The following is a 12,866-nucleotide window of genomic DNA, read 5'->3' as shown; positions in this document are numbered from 1 at the left end:
ACGCAGCGGAAATAGGCCGGTCCCCCGCACGTTGCCCCCTCACCCGCGCTGGGAGTGGCATTTGCACCGCTTGGTCGTCTTCGTCGTCAGCCTCGCGCTCGCGGGCTGCACTGGCCCGTCCTCCGCTCAGCGCCCTGCGTCATCCACCGGAACGCCGGTGCATGTCGCGGCGCGCCCCTTGGAGCCTGACGCGGGCCGCCAACTGACCGCCACACCCGGGCGCTTCCTGGCGACCTGCCTGTGCGACGTGCAACGGGCCCTGGCGCGCATCGACGCGCTGCTGTCGCTGCCCGAGCCCCGGGACGTGGACGCGGCCCTCACCGCCTACGACGACGCCATCGCGTTGCTGGACGATGCCAACGGCCGCGCGGGCGTTGGCGCCAACACCCACCCGGACGCCGCGTTCCGCGCGGCGGCGGCCCGCTGCGCCCAGGCCGCGGAGGGCATGCGCACGGACGTGTCGCTCAACCCCCACGTCTACGCGGCCCTGGCCGCGCTGGACCTGAGCGGACAGGACCCCGCCACCCAGCGCTGGGTGGACCTGGTGCTGCGGGGCTTCCGGCGCGCGGGGGTGAACCGGGACGCGGCCACCCGCGCACGGCTGCGCGAGCTGCACGATGCACTCACACGGCTGGGGCAGACGTTCAGCCAGCACATCCGCGAAGACGTCCGGTACGTGGAGGTGGCGCCCGAAGCGCTGGCGGGCCTTCCCGGCGACTACATCCGGGACCATCCGCCGGGCCGCGACGGCCGGGTGCGCATCACCACCGACGCCGCTGACGCCCTGCCCTTCCTGACGTACGCGCTTGATGGCCGCGCCCGCGAGGCGGTGTGGCGCGCGGGCCAGCAGCGCGGCCATCCCCGCAACCTGGAGACGCTGTCACGCCTGCTCCAGACGCGTCACGACCTGGCCACGCTCCTGGGCTACCCGAGCTGGGCCGCCTACGCGTCAGAAGACAAGATGGTCCGGCACCAGCACGTGGCCGAGGACTTCATCGAGCAGCTCGCCACCGCCACCACCACCCGCGTCCAGGACGACTACGCCGCGCTGCTGGAGCGCAAGCGGCGCGACGTGCCCGGCGCCGCTCGCGTGGAGCCCTGGGAGCAGACGTACCTGAAGGAACAGGTGCGCGAGGAGCGCTACCGCTTCGACTCACGCGAGCTGCGCCCCTACTTCGAATACACGCGGGTGAAGCAGGGCGTGCTGGACATCACCGCGCGGCTCTTCGGGCTCACCTACCGCCGCGTCCCGGACGCGCCGGTGTGGCACCCGGACATCGAGGCCTGGGACATCTACGAGGGCCCCACGCGCCTGGGGCGCTTCTACCTGGACATGCACCCGCGCCCCAACAAGTACGCCCACCCGGCGCAGTGGGACCTGGCCACCGGCCGCGCGGGGAGAACGCTTCCTGAAGGCGTGCTGACGGGCAACTTCCCGCGTCCTGGCGCCCACCCCGCGCTGCTCCAGCACGCCCAGGTGCAGACGTTCTTCCACGAGTTCGGCCACCTGCTGCACCACGTCCTCGGCGGCCGTGCGCGTTGGGCGGGCCTGTCCGGCTCGCGCACGGAGCGCGACTTCGTGGAGGCCCCCGCCCAGGTGCTGGAGGAGTGGGCCTGGCGCCCGGAGTCACTCCAGACGTTCGCCCGGCACGTCGTCACCGGCGAGCCACTGCCCACGGAGACCATCCTCCGGATGCGGCGCGCGGACGCCTTCGGCAAGGGACTGTGGCTGCGCCAGCAGCTCTTCTACGCGGCCGTCAGCCTCCAGCTCCACGCGAGCGACCCCGCCGGCGTGGACACCACCGCGCGGGTGAACGCGCTCCAGGAGCGCTACATGCCCTTCCCCGCACTGGACGACACCTACGCCCATCTCTCCTTCGTCCAGCTCGACGGCTACTACTCCTCCGCGTACTACGCCTACCTCTGGTCGCTCGTCATCGCCCGGGACCTGCTCACGCCGTTCCTGGAGCACGGGCTGATGGACCCCTCCACCGCCCAGCGCTACCGGGACACCGTGCTGGGTCCGGGCGGCTCCCGTGACGCGGCGGACCTGGTCCGGTCATTCCTGGGCAGGGACTACGACTTCGAGGCGTACACCCGTTGGCTGAACGACGCCTGACGCTGCTCGTCAGGGGCTGTAAAAACCAAGGGCCCCGCGATGTGAATCGCGAGGCCCCTTGTGTTGTGAATCCGTCAACCCGTTGACACTCCGCTCACGCGGCGTCAGCGCTCAGTGCACCGCGGGTGCGGACACCGGCTGCTCGGGCTGCAGGGAGATGCCCTGGGAGCCCACATCGAAGCGGACCTGCACGGGGACGCCCTGATAGCGGTACTGGGCCAGGGAGTCCGCCGCCTCGTCGAGCTGGCGCTGATAGCGCTCCTCGAGCTCCACGGCGATCAGCAGCATCGTCTCGCCCGCGTCCTCGACGCCCGGGCGGTACACCTGGCACCGCTGGAACCGCGCCCAGCGACCGTTCTCCATCTTCACCAGCTCGCCGTCGTAAGCCATGCGCAGCTCCTCTGCCGTAAATCCAACGGAACCCAATGTAGGGCCGGATTAACTCCGTGTCATCCCCCCACCTGAAAATTCGTCAAAACCCTGAAAGTCCAATGGGTTAGGGGCATATCTGGCAGGCATCCAGGCGAGGAAACAGGGCAACTGCTCAAAAATGTAAATTGAGTGGGCCGTCAACGTGGTTAAGGCCAGCCTCGCGGGGCGGTGGCACGGGAGCAGTGCGTCACCTATGCTTTGGGGGAGATGAAGCTGCCCGGGCTGTTCCGCAAAGAGCGCACCACCATCCAGGCCGCCGACGCCCAGGACCATGCCGAGCGGCTCCTCGCGGAGTCGCTGCGCATGCTGGGTCAGGTCTGCTCCAAGGTCGCGGACGCCATCGAGGCGCAGCGGCTGTCCCGCCAGGGGTACTCGCACAACACCTACCTGCGACGGACCGACGGCGACGAGAACGAGGACGACCGCGTCAAGAAGGCGTAGACGGGTGGCTCGCATGGCCACCGACTCCGACGCTGACGTGCCCGCGCCCTGTCTGGCCTCCGCGCCCACGTGGCGGGACGCCGGCATCCGCATGCCCATGCCCGCCCTCCTGGACGCGGAGGGCCCTCGCCTGCCCGAAGGGCTGCCTCCCGTGGTGGACGCCCACGTCCACCTCTTCCCGGACCGGGTGTTCGACGCGGTGTGGCGCTGGTTCGACCAGTACGGCTGGCCCATCCGCTACAAACTGCACACGCGGCAGGTCGTGTCCTTCCTCCTGTCGCGAGGCGTCCACCGGGCGGTGGCGCTGCATTACGCCCACCGGCCGGGCATGGCCCGCGCGCTCAACGCCTACGTGGCGGAGGTGGCCCGGGAAGAGCCTCGGGTGCTGGGGCTCGCCACCGTGCTCCCGGGCGAACCCGACGCCACGGCCGTGCTGGAAGAGGCCTTCGACGCGGGCCTGCGTGGGGTGAAGGTTCATTGCCACGTCCAGGCCTTCTCCCCTGACGCGCCGCACCTTCACGAGGTGTATGCCGCGTGCGCGAAGGCAGGCCGTCCGCTCGTCATGCACGCGGGACGGGAGCCCTCCAGTCCCCACTACCCCCGCGACACCTACGCGCTCTGCGCCGCGGAGCGGGTGGAGCGGGTGCTGAAGGACCATCCCACGCTGAAGCTGTGCGTGCCCCACCTGGGCGCGGACGAGTTCGACGCCTACGCGCGGCTGCTCGAGCGGCATGACAACCTCTGGCTGGACACCACCATGGCCCTGGCCGGGTACTTCCCCGTCCCGCTCCCCCGCCGCGCGCTGGAGGTCCGGCCCGAGCGCATCCTCTACGGCACGGACTTCCCCAACATCCCCTACGCGTGGGACCGCGAGCTGCGGACGCTGCTGGGGATGAAGTGGGATGACGCGGTGCTCGCGGGCATCCTGGGGCAGAATGCACTCCAGCTCTACGGAGCGTGAGCCCCGTGGGCATCCGGCCCCGGATGCAAGCCTCGCCCTCACGGGCCGTTCGCTGTTGAAAAGCATCGGGGCCCCTTCCGGAATGGAAGAGGAGTTCCCATCATCCTGCCCATAGAATTTCGCGGCGCGACACCCAGCCGCAGCTTCCGAGGCCCTGCCATGTCCCACATCCTGGTCGTCGACGACGACGCGAGCCACCGCACGCTCATCTGCGATGCACTCGAGGAAATGGGCTATCCCACGGTGCAGGCGGCCAACGGCCGCGAGGCGCTGGACCTGCTGGAGGGCGCCATGCCCTCCGCCGTGCTGCTCGACCTGAGGATGCCGGTCATGAGCGGCTGGGGATTGCTCGACGCGCTCAAGAAGATGCCCCGTGCGCGCGGTCTGCCCATCATCATCATCTCCGGCTACGGCTTCGAATGGGAGGCCGAGCTCGTGGGCGCCGCGGGCTACATCTCCAAGCCCGTGGACCTGGACAAGGTGCGGATGACGGTGCAGCAGATCGCAGGACCGCCGGAGCTGTCGCTCGTCCACTGAGTCGGCACCGTAGGAGCCGGCGGGCATCCCCCTGTTGACGGGTGGGGATTGTCCCCCGGTGCCGGGCTCGGGTGAGATGGAGGGCATTCCATGACGCCCTCTCCCACTGATGACCTGGCGGTCGACGCCCGCGGCCTGCAGAAGCGCTTTGGCGGCTTCAGCGCACTCAACGGCCTGGACCTGCAGATTCCCCGCGGCGCCTTCTACGCGTACCTGGGCCCCAACGGGGCCGGGAAGTCCACCAGCATCGCCCTGCTGACGGGGGTGTACGGCCCCGACGCGGGCACCATCCGCATGCTCGGGGTGGACGCGGTGGCCAGGCCCATGGAAGTGAAGCGCCGCGTCGGCGTGGTGCCGGAGGAGCTGAGCCTCTTCGAGCGGCTCACCGGCCGGCAGTACCTCACCTTCTGCGCGCGCATGTACGGGCTGGACGGCGACGAGGCCGCGGCGCGGGCCACGGAGCTGCTGGAGCTCACGGAGCTCACCTACAAGGCGGGCGCGCTGGTGGCGGAGTACTCCAAGGGCATGCGCCGGAGGCTCGCCATCGCCGCGGCGCTGATCCACGCGCCGGAGCTGGTGCTGCTGGACGAGCCCTTCGAGGGCATCGACGTGCTGGCCGCCGGCGTCATCCGCGAGCTGCTGCGCGAGCTGAGCCGCCGAGGGGTGACGCTGCTGCTCACCACGCACGTGCTGGAGATCGCCGAGCGGCTGGCCACGCACGCGGGCATCATCCGCGGCGGCCGGATGCTGGACCAGGGCCCGGTGGGCTCGCTGCTGTCGCGCTACGCGTGCCCCTCGCTGGAGGCGGTGTTCGAGAAGCTCATCTCCGTGCCGGCCTCGCGCAACGCGCGCCTGTCCTTCTACGGCGAGGCGCCCGAGTCCGTGACGCCGCTGCGCCAGGAGACCGCATGAGCCGCCCCGCCGTGCCCGGCTTCTTCCGGCACCTGTGGCTCTTGTGGGGGCTGCGCTTCGACATCGGGCTGAATCAGGGCCCCGGACGCAGCCGGTTGCTCGCGGTGGCCGCCTTCGCCGCGTCGAGCGCGCCGGGCCTCTTCCTGGGCCTGACGTTCTTCACGCTGATGCGGCTGCGGCCCATCGCGCAGAGCAACGTATGGCCCTTCTTCATCCTCAACCTGCTGTGCTTCGTCACCTTCTCGGTGTGGGTGACGTGGCCGCTGCTCTCCGCGGGTGTGGATGACCACTCCGAGCTGAGCCGCTACGCCGCCTTCCCCATCTCCCCCTTCCGGCTGCTCATCGCGTCGACGGTGGCCAGCCTCTTCGAACCGCGCGCGCTCGTCTTCTACGCGCCGCTCACCGGGGCCGCGCTGGGCTTCGCGTCCGTTCGCGTGCTGTACATGCCGTGGCTGGCGGTGGTGCTCTACGTCCTCTTCGCGCTCCTGTGCGCGGCCTGGAGCCGGGTGGCGCTGTACGCCGTCATCAACGTGCTGCGGGCGAAGCACAGCGCCGAAATCATGGGCGGCGGACTGGGGCTCTTCCTCCTGGGCGCGTCGTTCATTCCGCCCATCGACACCTCGTGGCTGACGGCGGTGGGCGAGGCGGGCGTGGACGCCCTGGACATGTCCCTCATCATCAACGCGGCGGTGGCGCTGGGCCGCGTGCCCCCGGGCCTCTTCGGAGACGCGCTGGCGCAGCTCGCCTGGCACCGGCCCCGGGTGGCCATGCTGGAGGCGGCGGCGCTGCTCTTCTTCGCGGGCGTGGGCATGGCGGTGGCCTACGCGCTGCTGATGCGCTTCCACCGGCAGGCGGGCCGCGCGGGGAGCGCTGGCAAGGACTCGGGTGACAGCAACCCGTTCGCCACCACGCGGACGCGCTACACCACGCTGGTGACGCGCGAGGCCCTGGACCTGTGGCGCAACCCGCGCGCGCGGCTGCTGGCGTCGGTGCCCTTCATCCTGGCCATCCTGCTGAAGCTGCTGTCCGGAAGGGATTTGTTCGTGTTCCTCCTGGGCGGCTCGGCGGATGCGTGGCTGATGGGTGGCCTGTGCATCTACGGCGCGGTGGTGATTGCGTCCACGTTCTCCCAGAACACCTTCGCGTATGACGGACAGGGCTTCGCGGCCTTCCTGGCGGCGCCCCTGGACCTGGCGGAGGTGCTGCGTGCGAAGAACCAGGTGCAGGGGGCGGCGGCGCTCGGGATGGCGGCGCTGGTGGCGCTCTTCTACCGGGTGTACTTCGGCTTCGGCACCGGGCTGGACCTGCTGTGCGCCATGGCGGCCGTGGCGGCCGTGGTGCCCATGCTGCTGGCCGCGGGCAACTTCCTGTCGCTGTACTTCCCGGTGAAGTTCCACGCGAGCCTCAAGCGGCGGGACAAGGTGCCGCTGACGGCCTCCATGCTGGGCATCCTCGCGGCCAGCGCGGGCTGCATGCCCTTCGGCTGGGCGCTCAGGCTCGCGGGCAAGGAAGGCCCCACCTGGCACACGGCGGCGATGATTCTCCTGGCCGCCGCGCTGAACGTGGCGCTGTATCGCGGCGTGCTCCCCCTGGCGCTGCGGCTGCTGGAGCGGCGGCGGGAGGTGGTGCTCCAGGCGGTGACGCGGGAGTAGCCCACGGACGCCTGCAAGCGCGTCCGCGGTCTCCTGTTCCCCACCTCCATCGCGCTCAGTAGGCGATGCCGTGCCGGGCGGCCTGCGCCTTCACGCCCTTCATCACGTTGGCGTCGAAGGCGTCCTCCTTCTCGGGGGCGTTCTTCGTCAGCCACGCCTCGCGCTCCGCGGCCAGCGCCTCCGCCTTCTTCTCCAGCGACTTCTTCTCCTCGGAGAGCGCCTTCACCTTCGCCACCTGCGCCTCCTTGGACATGCCCTTGAGCTCGGAGGGGAGCTCGTCCGCCTTCACGCTCGCCAACGAGGACGGCGCCTCCACCAGGTCCACCGCGCCGCCCACCGCCTTGGGCGCGCTGCTCGCGGGGGCTCCCGCGGCCCCACGGCCGCGCGTCTTCTTCATGTAGCTGATGCGCTCGGCCGCCGCCTCCGGCGCCAGCGCCCCCATGGAAGCGGCGCGCGCCATGTTCTCCGCCTGGACCTCCCTGCGGCCCGTGTAGAGCGTCTTGGTGGACAGCTCCGCGTTCACCTTCGCCAGCTCCGCGTCATACGGCGTGGCGACGGCGACCATGCCACCGCCCTGGTCAATGGAGTCGAAGGTGCCGTCCGTCAGCTTCGCCACGAACCGCCACGACGTCTCCGTCTCGGCATCCCCGCCGCACCGCACGGTGTTCACGACGATGTGCTTCTCCCGGGCCTTCTTCGCCCAGTGCTTGAAGTCCCAGTCGTCGTTGCGCTGCGCGGGGGGCGCGTCCCCCACCAGGAAGATGGCCTTCATCACCTCGCGGTTCTGGCTCCAGGACAGCTTGGACACGGCCTCGCCCAGGCCGCGCCCCACGTGCTCGGGCGTATCCCCGCCGCCCCCCGCCTCGAACTTGCGCAGGTTGGCGAACACCGTGTCCAGGTCGTCGCTCAGGTCGAAGCGCTTCGTCACGTAGTCGTCGCCCACGTCGCGGTAGGCCACCAGCCCCACCTTCAGGTGCGGCGTCGGGCGGCCCTGCGCGATGCGCGATGCGATGGAGTAGATCTTCCGCTTCGCCCCCTCCAAGAGCCCGCTCATCGAGCCCGTCGTATCCAGCACGAACACCACCTCAATCTCCGGCCGGGCGGAGGCGGGGACCTGCTGTTGCTGGGAAGGCGCTGGCTGCGCGGGCTTCTGGTTCGGAGCGGGCTGCGCCTGAGCGGCCGGCGTCGCCGTCCTGGCGGGCGTGGGCTTCTCCACGGGCTTGAGCGGCGGGCTCTCCTTGGCCAGGGCCAGGGCAGCGGACAGAGCGGTGACGAGCGCGGCCGACAGCGCGGCGCGCGACAGGGACTTGCGGTCCATGGCGTTCTCCAAGGGGATGGGACGACGACAGCGAGGTTCAAAACGAACGACCTCACCCCCAGGTCTACGCCCCCGGTCGATTTCTCACACGCTCCGCCGGCCGCCTCGCCGAGCCCGCCTGCCCTGGAGCGGCTTGCCCGGGTGGCACGGGGGGCGGATGCTGGCGGGCACCAGGAGATTCAAGAACATGACCCCATCCATCCGCCGGCCCCTCATCGGGAGCCTGTTCCTCGTCGGCAGCGCGCTCGCGTTGTCCTGCGGCGGCACCGGGCCCTTCTTCCGCATGGCCTTCGACATCCCCGACACCCTCACCGCCATTCCGGGCGAGAGCCTCCCGGTGGACATCACCGTGCGGCGCGAGGGCGACGACCAGAGCGCGTTCCGCATCAACCTCCAGAACGCGCCCGAGGGCGTGACGCTCGCGCCGGAAATCGTCCTGCCCGACGGCGAGGCCATCGTCACCACGACCGCCACCTACGCGGTGGCGCAGGACACGCAGGCCCGGGGCATGATGCGCGCCTTGCTGGTGGCCACCAACGCCCTGGAGACGTTCGCGACCGGCGCCAACATCTTCCTCGTCATCCTCCCGCCGCCCGTGGACCAGCCGGACTTCTCCGTCACCATCGAGCCGCGCCAGTTGGACCTCTCCGCCGGCCAGAATGAGAAGGTGCGCATCACCGTGACGCGGGCGGAGGGCTTCACCGGCCCCGTCACCGTCGCCCTGGAGTCGCCCACCCGCCGCATCAGCATGCCCACGGTCACCATCCCCGCGGACCAGACCTTCGTGGAGCCCTACATCAACACCGACCGCGGAATGACCCGCGTGCCCGTCGCCGCCTCCATCATCGCCACCAGCGAGGACGGACGGCAGGCCAGCACGGGCACCACCGTCAACGTGCGCTAGGCACCGCCACGCCTCGGTTCGAAAGCCCACCCGCTCAACCTGCCCTCCCTGTCAGACGAACGGCGAGCCCCCGTCCAGCGCCGGGGCCCGCCCGCACGACACCGGTGCACGAAGAGGCCTGGGAGGGTTACCTTGAAGACAGTCATGAGCATCTCACCCACCCGCCGGCAGGCCGCGCTGGACGCCCTCAAGCTGGACGACGAGTCCCTCCTGAAGGCGTGCGAGGTGGACTACTTCATCGCCTCGGGCCCGGGGGGCCAGCACCGCAACACCACCGCCAGCGGCGTGCGCCTCACGCATGCCCCCACCGAGCTGTCCGTCAGCGCCACCGAGCGCCGCAGCCAGGTGCAGAACAAGGGCGTGGCGCTGGAGCGCCTGCGCGAGGGCCTCAAGGTCCTCACCTTCGTGCCCAAGGTGCGGCGGGCCACCAAGCCCACCGCCGGCTCCAAGCGGCGGCGCCTGGAGGGCAAGAAGCGCACCTCCGAAAAGAAGGCCCTGAGAAACAGCAAATCCGGCTGGTGACCCGGGTCCATTCGGACTCCAGTCACCCTGTCGTCGGACAGTCTGGGTGCGCCTAAAGTTTGCGGGCTCGCAGACGTTGCGAGGTCGTCTGCCGCTCTCAGCGCCCTCCTCTTGGAAATTTTCCGTGGAGTGTCAGGGGCTTGGCTCACCAGGCAGGGAGGCACGCGGTGTGCAGATACACCCCGCGTGTCTCCACTGCCCCAGCCCCCAGGGGTCATTGTGCCCGCAGGACATTCCCCCATGCCCTTGCTCACGGTTTTTGCGACGCCTTCCCAGAAGTACCGTTCCCGCGCGCCCCGCTGGAAGCTGTGGGCGCCCCTGGCGCTGACGCTGGCCGCCTCCGCCGCGTGGGCCCAGGACGCCGCCCCCGCGCCGGACTACGCCGTCGAGGCGAAGGACGCGCAGCCCTCCGGCCTGGTGGTGCGGGTGGCGCCCCTTCATCAGACGCAGTTCATCGTGGAGAACGCCGAGCGCGTGAGAGTCCAGGCCGCCGCGGTGGTCGAGGCGTCGCTCGGTGAGCCGAACCAAATCATGGTCCAGGGGCTGAGCCTGGGCGTGTCCGAGGTGCTCGTGTGGCGCCAGGGCGTCAAGCAGCCCCTGCGCGTGCGCGTGGAGGTCGCGAAGTGAGCCGGCGCGAAGCACGCGGAATGACGCTGCTGGAGGTCAGCATCGTCCTCGCCATCATCGCGGTGCTGGCCGCGCTGGCCTACGCGGGCTACGCGCAGCTCAGCGCGCGGACGAGCCCGCAGAACGCGGCCGCCGACCTGTCCGGCGCGCTCGCCGAGGCCCGGGCCCGCGCCGTGGACCGCCAGGCCGACGTGTGGCTCATCATCTACCCGGACATCAATCCGGAGGGCCAGGCCGGCGCCGGCAACGGCGCCTGGTTCCTGGTGGAGGACCGCCTGCGCGACTTCGGAGCCGCCGCGGCCCCCGCCGGGCAGCTGAGCTTCGGCACCTTCTCACCGCCGCTGGACATCCAGCCCACCGCGGCGCAGGGCCGGCTGATGGACGCCACGTACCTGGACCGCTACTCGCAGCGCACCGTCCGCTTCGGCGCCAGCGGCAACCTGGCGTGGACCGGCATCTTCGAGGGCCTGCCCGCCACGGACTGCAGCTTCTGCAGCGGCGCGCCGCGGCGTGGCGCCATCGTCTTCCGCGGTGACGGCTCCGCGCGCTTCGTGGACGGCGCGGGCCAGCCCGTCATCCCCGCTGGCAACGACACCGTGAACCGGGCCGCGTCGCTGGCACTTCTCTCCACCGACGGGCAGCGCGAATACCTCTTCGCCGTCTCCGCGCCCGTCGGCTTCGTCGACATGAGGGTCAACCGATGAGGCGCCTGAATCCCGCATCCCGCCGTGCCCACGTGCGCGGCGCCACGCTCATCGAAGGCCTGGTGGCCGCCGCCATCCTCGCCATGGGCATCAGCGGCGTCTTCGGCGGGCTCATCTTCGCCAGCCAGCAGAACGCCGCCGCCAACCGCCTGTCGCAGGCCAGCGCCATCGCCTCGCAGGTGCGCTCCGGCATCCAGCTCCAGGGCCGCTCCCGCCTCTTCGCCGACACCGGACCGCTGTCCAGCGCGCGCTGCGCTGGCGCCGCGGAGACGCTGGAGCTGGCCGGCGGCCTCTCCACCCTGCCCGACGCCTGCGTCGTGGACCTGGACGCCTTCGAGACGGGGACCGGCGACCCGCTGCTCCGCGTGGTGCCGGGCTACTCGCCGGAGGAGAGCGAGCACTACCGCCGCGTCCTCGTCTGGACGCCGGCGCAGGCCATCGACTCGGTCGCGGTGGTGGTGTCCTTCCGCAGCGCCGGCCAGCGCCGCTACGTCAAGCAGTTCGTCGCGCTCTACAACCCGGCGGAGAACGGCGCGGGGGTGGAGCTGTGAGCATGTCCAGGGCGCACGCGCGACGCGGCTTCACGCTCATCGAGTTGCTGGTGGGCATCACCGTCTCCTCGGTGGTGCTGCTGGCGGTGGCGGGGACCATCATCGCCGTCAACAACATCTTCCAGAACAACACCGTCTCCAAGACGGCCGTCGAAGGCAGCCGCGTGGGCACCGACTACCTCAACCGCACGCTGCGCTACGCGGGCTACGGGCTGGACCCGGCCATCGCCTTCGACTTCGACACGGCGGGCCTGCCGGGGGCGCGCAAGGACAACTACACCGAGGAAGTGGAGGACTGGGGCACCTTCGTCACCGACGACCTGGCCTTCCGCTACCGCGACCCGATGTTCCTGCGCCAAGGCCAGCTCGACGGCACCGGGACGCCGCCCTTCCAGTTGACGCTGGACTCCGCTGCGACCTTCGGCCAGCCCCTGCGCCAGGGACAGGCGGTGCTGGTGGCCTGCCCGGGTGGCCAGGACTACTTCCTGGGACGCCTGACGGCGGACGTGCCCGCGGACGGCACCACCGCCACGCTGGACACCGCGCTCGCCGCGGGCCTCCCGGGCGACGTGCCCAGGGCCTGCATGTCGGACGCCGGCCGCGTGCCCTTCGTCATGCTGGTGCATGAGAAGCGGCTGCGCGTGGAGGCGCACGGTGGGCGCCCGTACCTGGTGGTGAAGCACGGCTGGGCGGACAACGCCGACTTCGACCCCATCGCCGCGGACGTGGAGTCCTTCCAGGTCAGCTACCAGATGAACCGGCCGCCCGCGAACTCCGCGTGCTGCGCCGGCCTGCCCGCGCCCGACGGCGCCGTGGGCAGCGGCATGGCCTGGGTGCTGGGTGACGAGGACTCCGTCGTGCTGCCCAAGTCCGACGCCGACGTTCCCACGCCCACGTACAGCACGCCCTATGACCATGAGCACCGCTACAACATGAATCCGGCCAACATCCGCTCGGTGGGCGTGGGCCTCACGGTGCGCTCGGTGCGCCAGCTGCCCTCCGGCCAGAAGAACCAGGCCCGCCGGCTCTTCAACGCGGAGCCGGTGAATCCCGAGGACACGTTCTTCCGCACCACCGTGGAGACGTCCGTCCGCATTCCCAACATGACGTCCCGCGCGTTCTTCATCCCCGAGCTGCGCGCCGCTGGCGTCGCCGGTGACCTCAAGAACGTCTGGGGAGGCTAGCC

Annotated in this window: 14 protein-coding genes; 12 read left to right on the top strand and 2 right to left on the bottom strand. The window is 70.7% G+C overall.

All coding sequences use genetic code 11. The features are described 5' to 3' along the window. Window positions 1-61: 61 nt before the first annotated feature. Window positions 62-2,119 carry a M3 family metallopeptidase gene (locus tag KGD87_RS33590; protein WP_284665011.1) on the top strand — a complete coding sequence of 686 codons (2,058 nt, stop codon included), beginning with the start codon at window positions 62-64 and terminating at the stop codon, window positions 2,117-2,119. 111 nt (window positions 2,120-2,230) lie between these two features. On the opposite strand, the gene KGD87_RS33585 is transcribed toward KGD87_RS33590, so the two are convergent. After that, window positions 2,231-2,509: a hypothetical protein gene (locus KGD87_RS33585; protein WP_284665010.1), complete on the bottom strand. Its 279-nt coding sequence runs from the start codon at window positions 2,507-2,509 to the stop codon at window positions 2,231-2,233. A gap of 249 nt (window positions 2,510-2,758) precedes the next feature. Between KGD87_RS33585 and KGD87_RS33580 the strand changes: the two genes are divergently transcribed. The 5 genes from KGD87_RS33580 to KGD87_RS33560 all read left to right on the top strand — a co-directional run bounded on the left by KGD87_RS33580 (window position 2,759) and on the right by KGD87_RS33560 (window position 7,054). After that, window positions 2,759-2,992, top strand: coding sequence for a hypothetical protein (locus KGD87_RS33580; protein ID WP_284665009.1), 234 nt, complete (start codon window positions 2,759-2,761; stop codon window positions 2,990-2,992). Between the two features lie 13 nt (window positions 2,993-3,005). Then, complete coding sequence (locus tag KGD87_RS33575; protein ID WP_284665008.1) at window positions 3,006-3,953, top strand: amidohydrolase family protein; 948 nt, start codon at window positions 3,006-3,008, stop codon at window positions 3,951-3,953. 159 nt (window positions 3,954-4,112) lie between these two features. Then, on the top strand, window positions 4,113-4,490 hold the full coding sequence (locus tag KGD87_RS33570; RefSeq protein ID WP_284665007.1) for a response regulator: 378 nt from the start codon (window positions 4,113-4,115) through the stop codon (window positions 4,488-4,490). A gap of 90 nt (window positions 4,491-4,580) precedes the next feature. Then, a complete protein-coding gene (locus tag KGD87_RS33565; RefSeq protein WP_284665006.1) occupies window positions 4,581-5,402 on the top strand; it encodes an ABC transporter ATP-binding protein in 822 nt (273 codons plus the stop codon). Further along, window positions 5,399-7,054: a hypothetical protein gene (locus KGD87_RS33560; protein ID WP_284665005.1), complete on the top strand. Its 1,656-nt coding sequence runs from the start codon at window positions 5,399-5,401 to the stop codon at window positions 7,052-7,054. The genes KGD87_RS33565 and KGD87_RS33560 overlap by 4 nt, the downstream gene beginning before the upstream one ends. 55 nt (window positions 7,055-7,109) lie before the next feature. Here KGD87_RS33560 and KGD87_RS33555 read toward each other — a convergent pair whose 3' ends face one another. Further along, window positions 7,110-8,372 carry a vWA domain-containing protein gene (locus tag KGD87_RS33555; protein WP_284665004.1) on the bottom strand — a complete coding sequence of 421 codons (1,263 nt, stop codon included), beginning with the start codon at window positions 8,370-8,372 and terminating at the stop codon, window positions 7,110-7,112. A 187-nt stretch (window positions 8,373-8,559) separates the two neighbouring features. On the opposite strand from KGD87_RS33555, the gene KGD87_RS33550 reads away from it, so the two are divergent. The 6 genes from KGD87_RS33550 (at window position 8,560) to KGD87_RS33525 (ending at window position 12,864) form a co-directional block, all read left to right on the top strand. Beyond that, the gene (locus tag KGD87_RS33550; protein WP_284665003.1) at window positions 8,560-9,276 is read left to right on the top strand and encodes a hypothetical protein; all 717 of its coding nucleotides are present in this window, start codon (window positions 8,560-8,562) and stop codon (window positions 9,274-9,276) included. Between the two features lie 144 nt (window positions 9,277-9,420). Continuing rightward, entirely contained in the window at window positions 9,421-9,798 is a 378-nt protein-coding gene (locus KGD87_RS33545) for a peptide chain release factor family protein (protein ID WP_026113834.1), read from the top strand. Window positions 9,799-10,038: 240 nt separating this feature from the next. Further along, window positions 10,039-10,425 carry a pilus assembly protein N-terminal domain-containing protein gene (locus KGD87_RS33540; RefSeq protein WP_284665002.1) on the top strand — a complete coding sequence of 129 codons (387 nt, stop codon included), beginning with the start codon at window positions 10,039-10,041 and terminating at the stop codon, window positions 10,423-10,425. Continuing rightward, complete coding sequence (locus KGD87_RS33535) at window positions 10,422-11,129, top strand: prepilin-type N-terminal cleavage/methylation domain-containing protein (RefSeq protein ID WP_284665001.1); 708 nt, start codon at window positions 10,422-10,424, stop codon at window positions 11,127-11,129. The genes KGD87_RS33540 and KGD87_RS33535 overlap by 4 nt, the downstream gene beginning before the upstream one ends. After that, on the top strand, window positions 11,126-11,680 hold the full coding sequence (locus KGD87_RS33530) for a type IV pilus modification PilV family protein (RefSeq protein WP_284665000.1): 555 nt from the start codon (window positions 11,126-11,128) through the stop codon (window positions 11,678-11,680). Before KGD87_RS33535 ends, KGD87_RS33530 begins: the two co-directional genes overlap by 4 nt. Before the next feature lie 2 nt (window positions 11,681-11,682). Next, on the top strand, window positions 11,683-12,864 hold the full coding sequence (locus tag KGD87_RS33525; RefSeq protein ID WP_284664999.1) for a PilW family protein: 1,182 nt from the start codon (window positions 11,683-11,685) through the stop codon (window positions 12,862-12,864). The last annotated feature ends 2 nt before the right edge of the window (window positions 12,865-12,866 follow it).

The sequence above is a fragment of the Myxococcus sp. SDU36 genome (genome assembly GCF_030168875.1).
In the GTDB taxonomy this organism is placed as follows: Bacteria; Myxococcota; Myxococcia; order Myxococcales; family Myxococcaceae; genus Myxococcus; species Myxococcus vastator.
Note: the sequence above shows the minus strand (reverse complement) of the source record. Positions and strands in the feature narration are given on the sequence as shown.

Excerpts from the sequence above, each read along its gene's own strand:
- KGD87_RS33585 (WP_284665010.1), bottom strand. The coding sequence starts at position 2,509 with ATGGCTTACGACGGCGAGCTGGTGAAGATGGAGAACGGTCGCTGGGCG.
- KGD87_RS33580 (WP_284665009.1), top strand. The coding sequence starts at position 2,759 with ATGAAGCTGCCCGGGCTGTTCCGCAAAGAGCGCACCACCATCCAGGCC.
- KGD87_RS33575 (WP_284665008.1), top strand. The coding sequence starts at position 3,006 with ATGGCCACCGACTCCGACGCTGACGTGCCCGCGCCCTGTCTGGCCTCC.
- KGD87_RS33570 (WP_284665007.1), top strand. The coding sequence starts at position 4,113 with ATGTCCCACATCCTGGTCGTCGACGACGACGCGAGCCACCGCACGCTC.
- KGD87_RS33565 (WP_284665006.1), top strand. The coding sequence starts at position 4,581 with ATGACGCCCTCTCCCACTGATGACCTGGCGGTCGACGCCCGCGGCCTG.
- KGD87_RS33560 (WP_284665005.1), top strand. The coding sequence starts at position 5,399 with ATGAGCCGCCCCGCCGTGCCCGGCTTCTTCCGGCACCTGTGGCTCTTG.
- KGD87_RS33555 (WP_284665004.1), bottom strand. The coding sequence starts at position 8,372 with ATGGACCGCAAGTCCCTGTCGCGCGCCGCGCTGTCGGCCGCGCTCGTC.
- KGD87_RS33550 (WP_284665003.1), top strand. The coding sequence starts at position 8,560 with ATGACCCCATCCATCCGCCGGCCCCTCATCGGGAGCCTGTTCCTCGTC.
- KGD87_RS33545 (WP_026113834.1), top strand. The coding sequence starts at position 9,421 with ATGAGCATCTCACCCACCCGCCGGCAGGCCGCGCTGGACGCCCTCAAG.
- KGD87_RS33540 (WP_284665002.1), top strand. The coding sequence starts at position 10,039 with ATGCCCTTGCTCACGGTTTTTGCGACGCCTTCCCAGAAGTACCGTTCC.
- KGD87_RS33530 (WP_284665000.1), top strand. The coding sequence starts at position 11,126 with ATGAGGCGCCTGAATCCCGCATCCCGCCGTGCCCACGTGCGCGGCGCC.
- KGD87_RS33525 (WP_284664999.1), top strand. The coding sequence starts at position 11,683 with ATGTCCAGGGCGCACGCGCGACGCGGCTTCACGCTCATCGAGTTGCTG.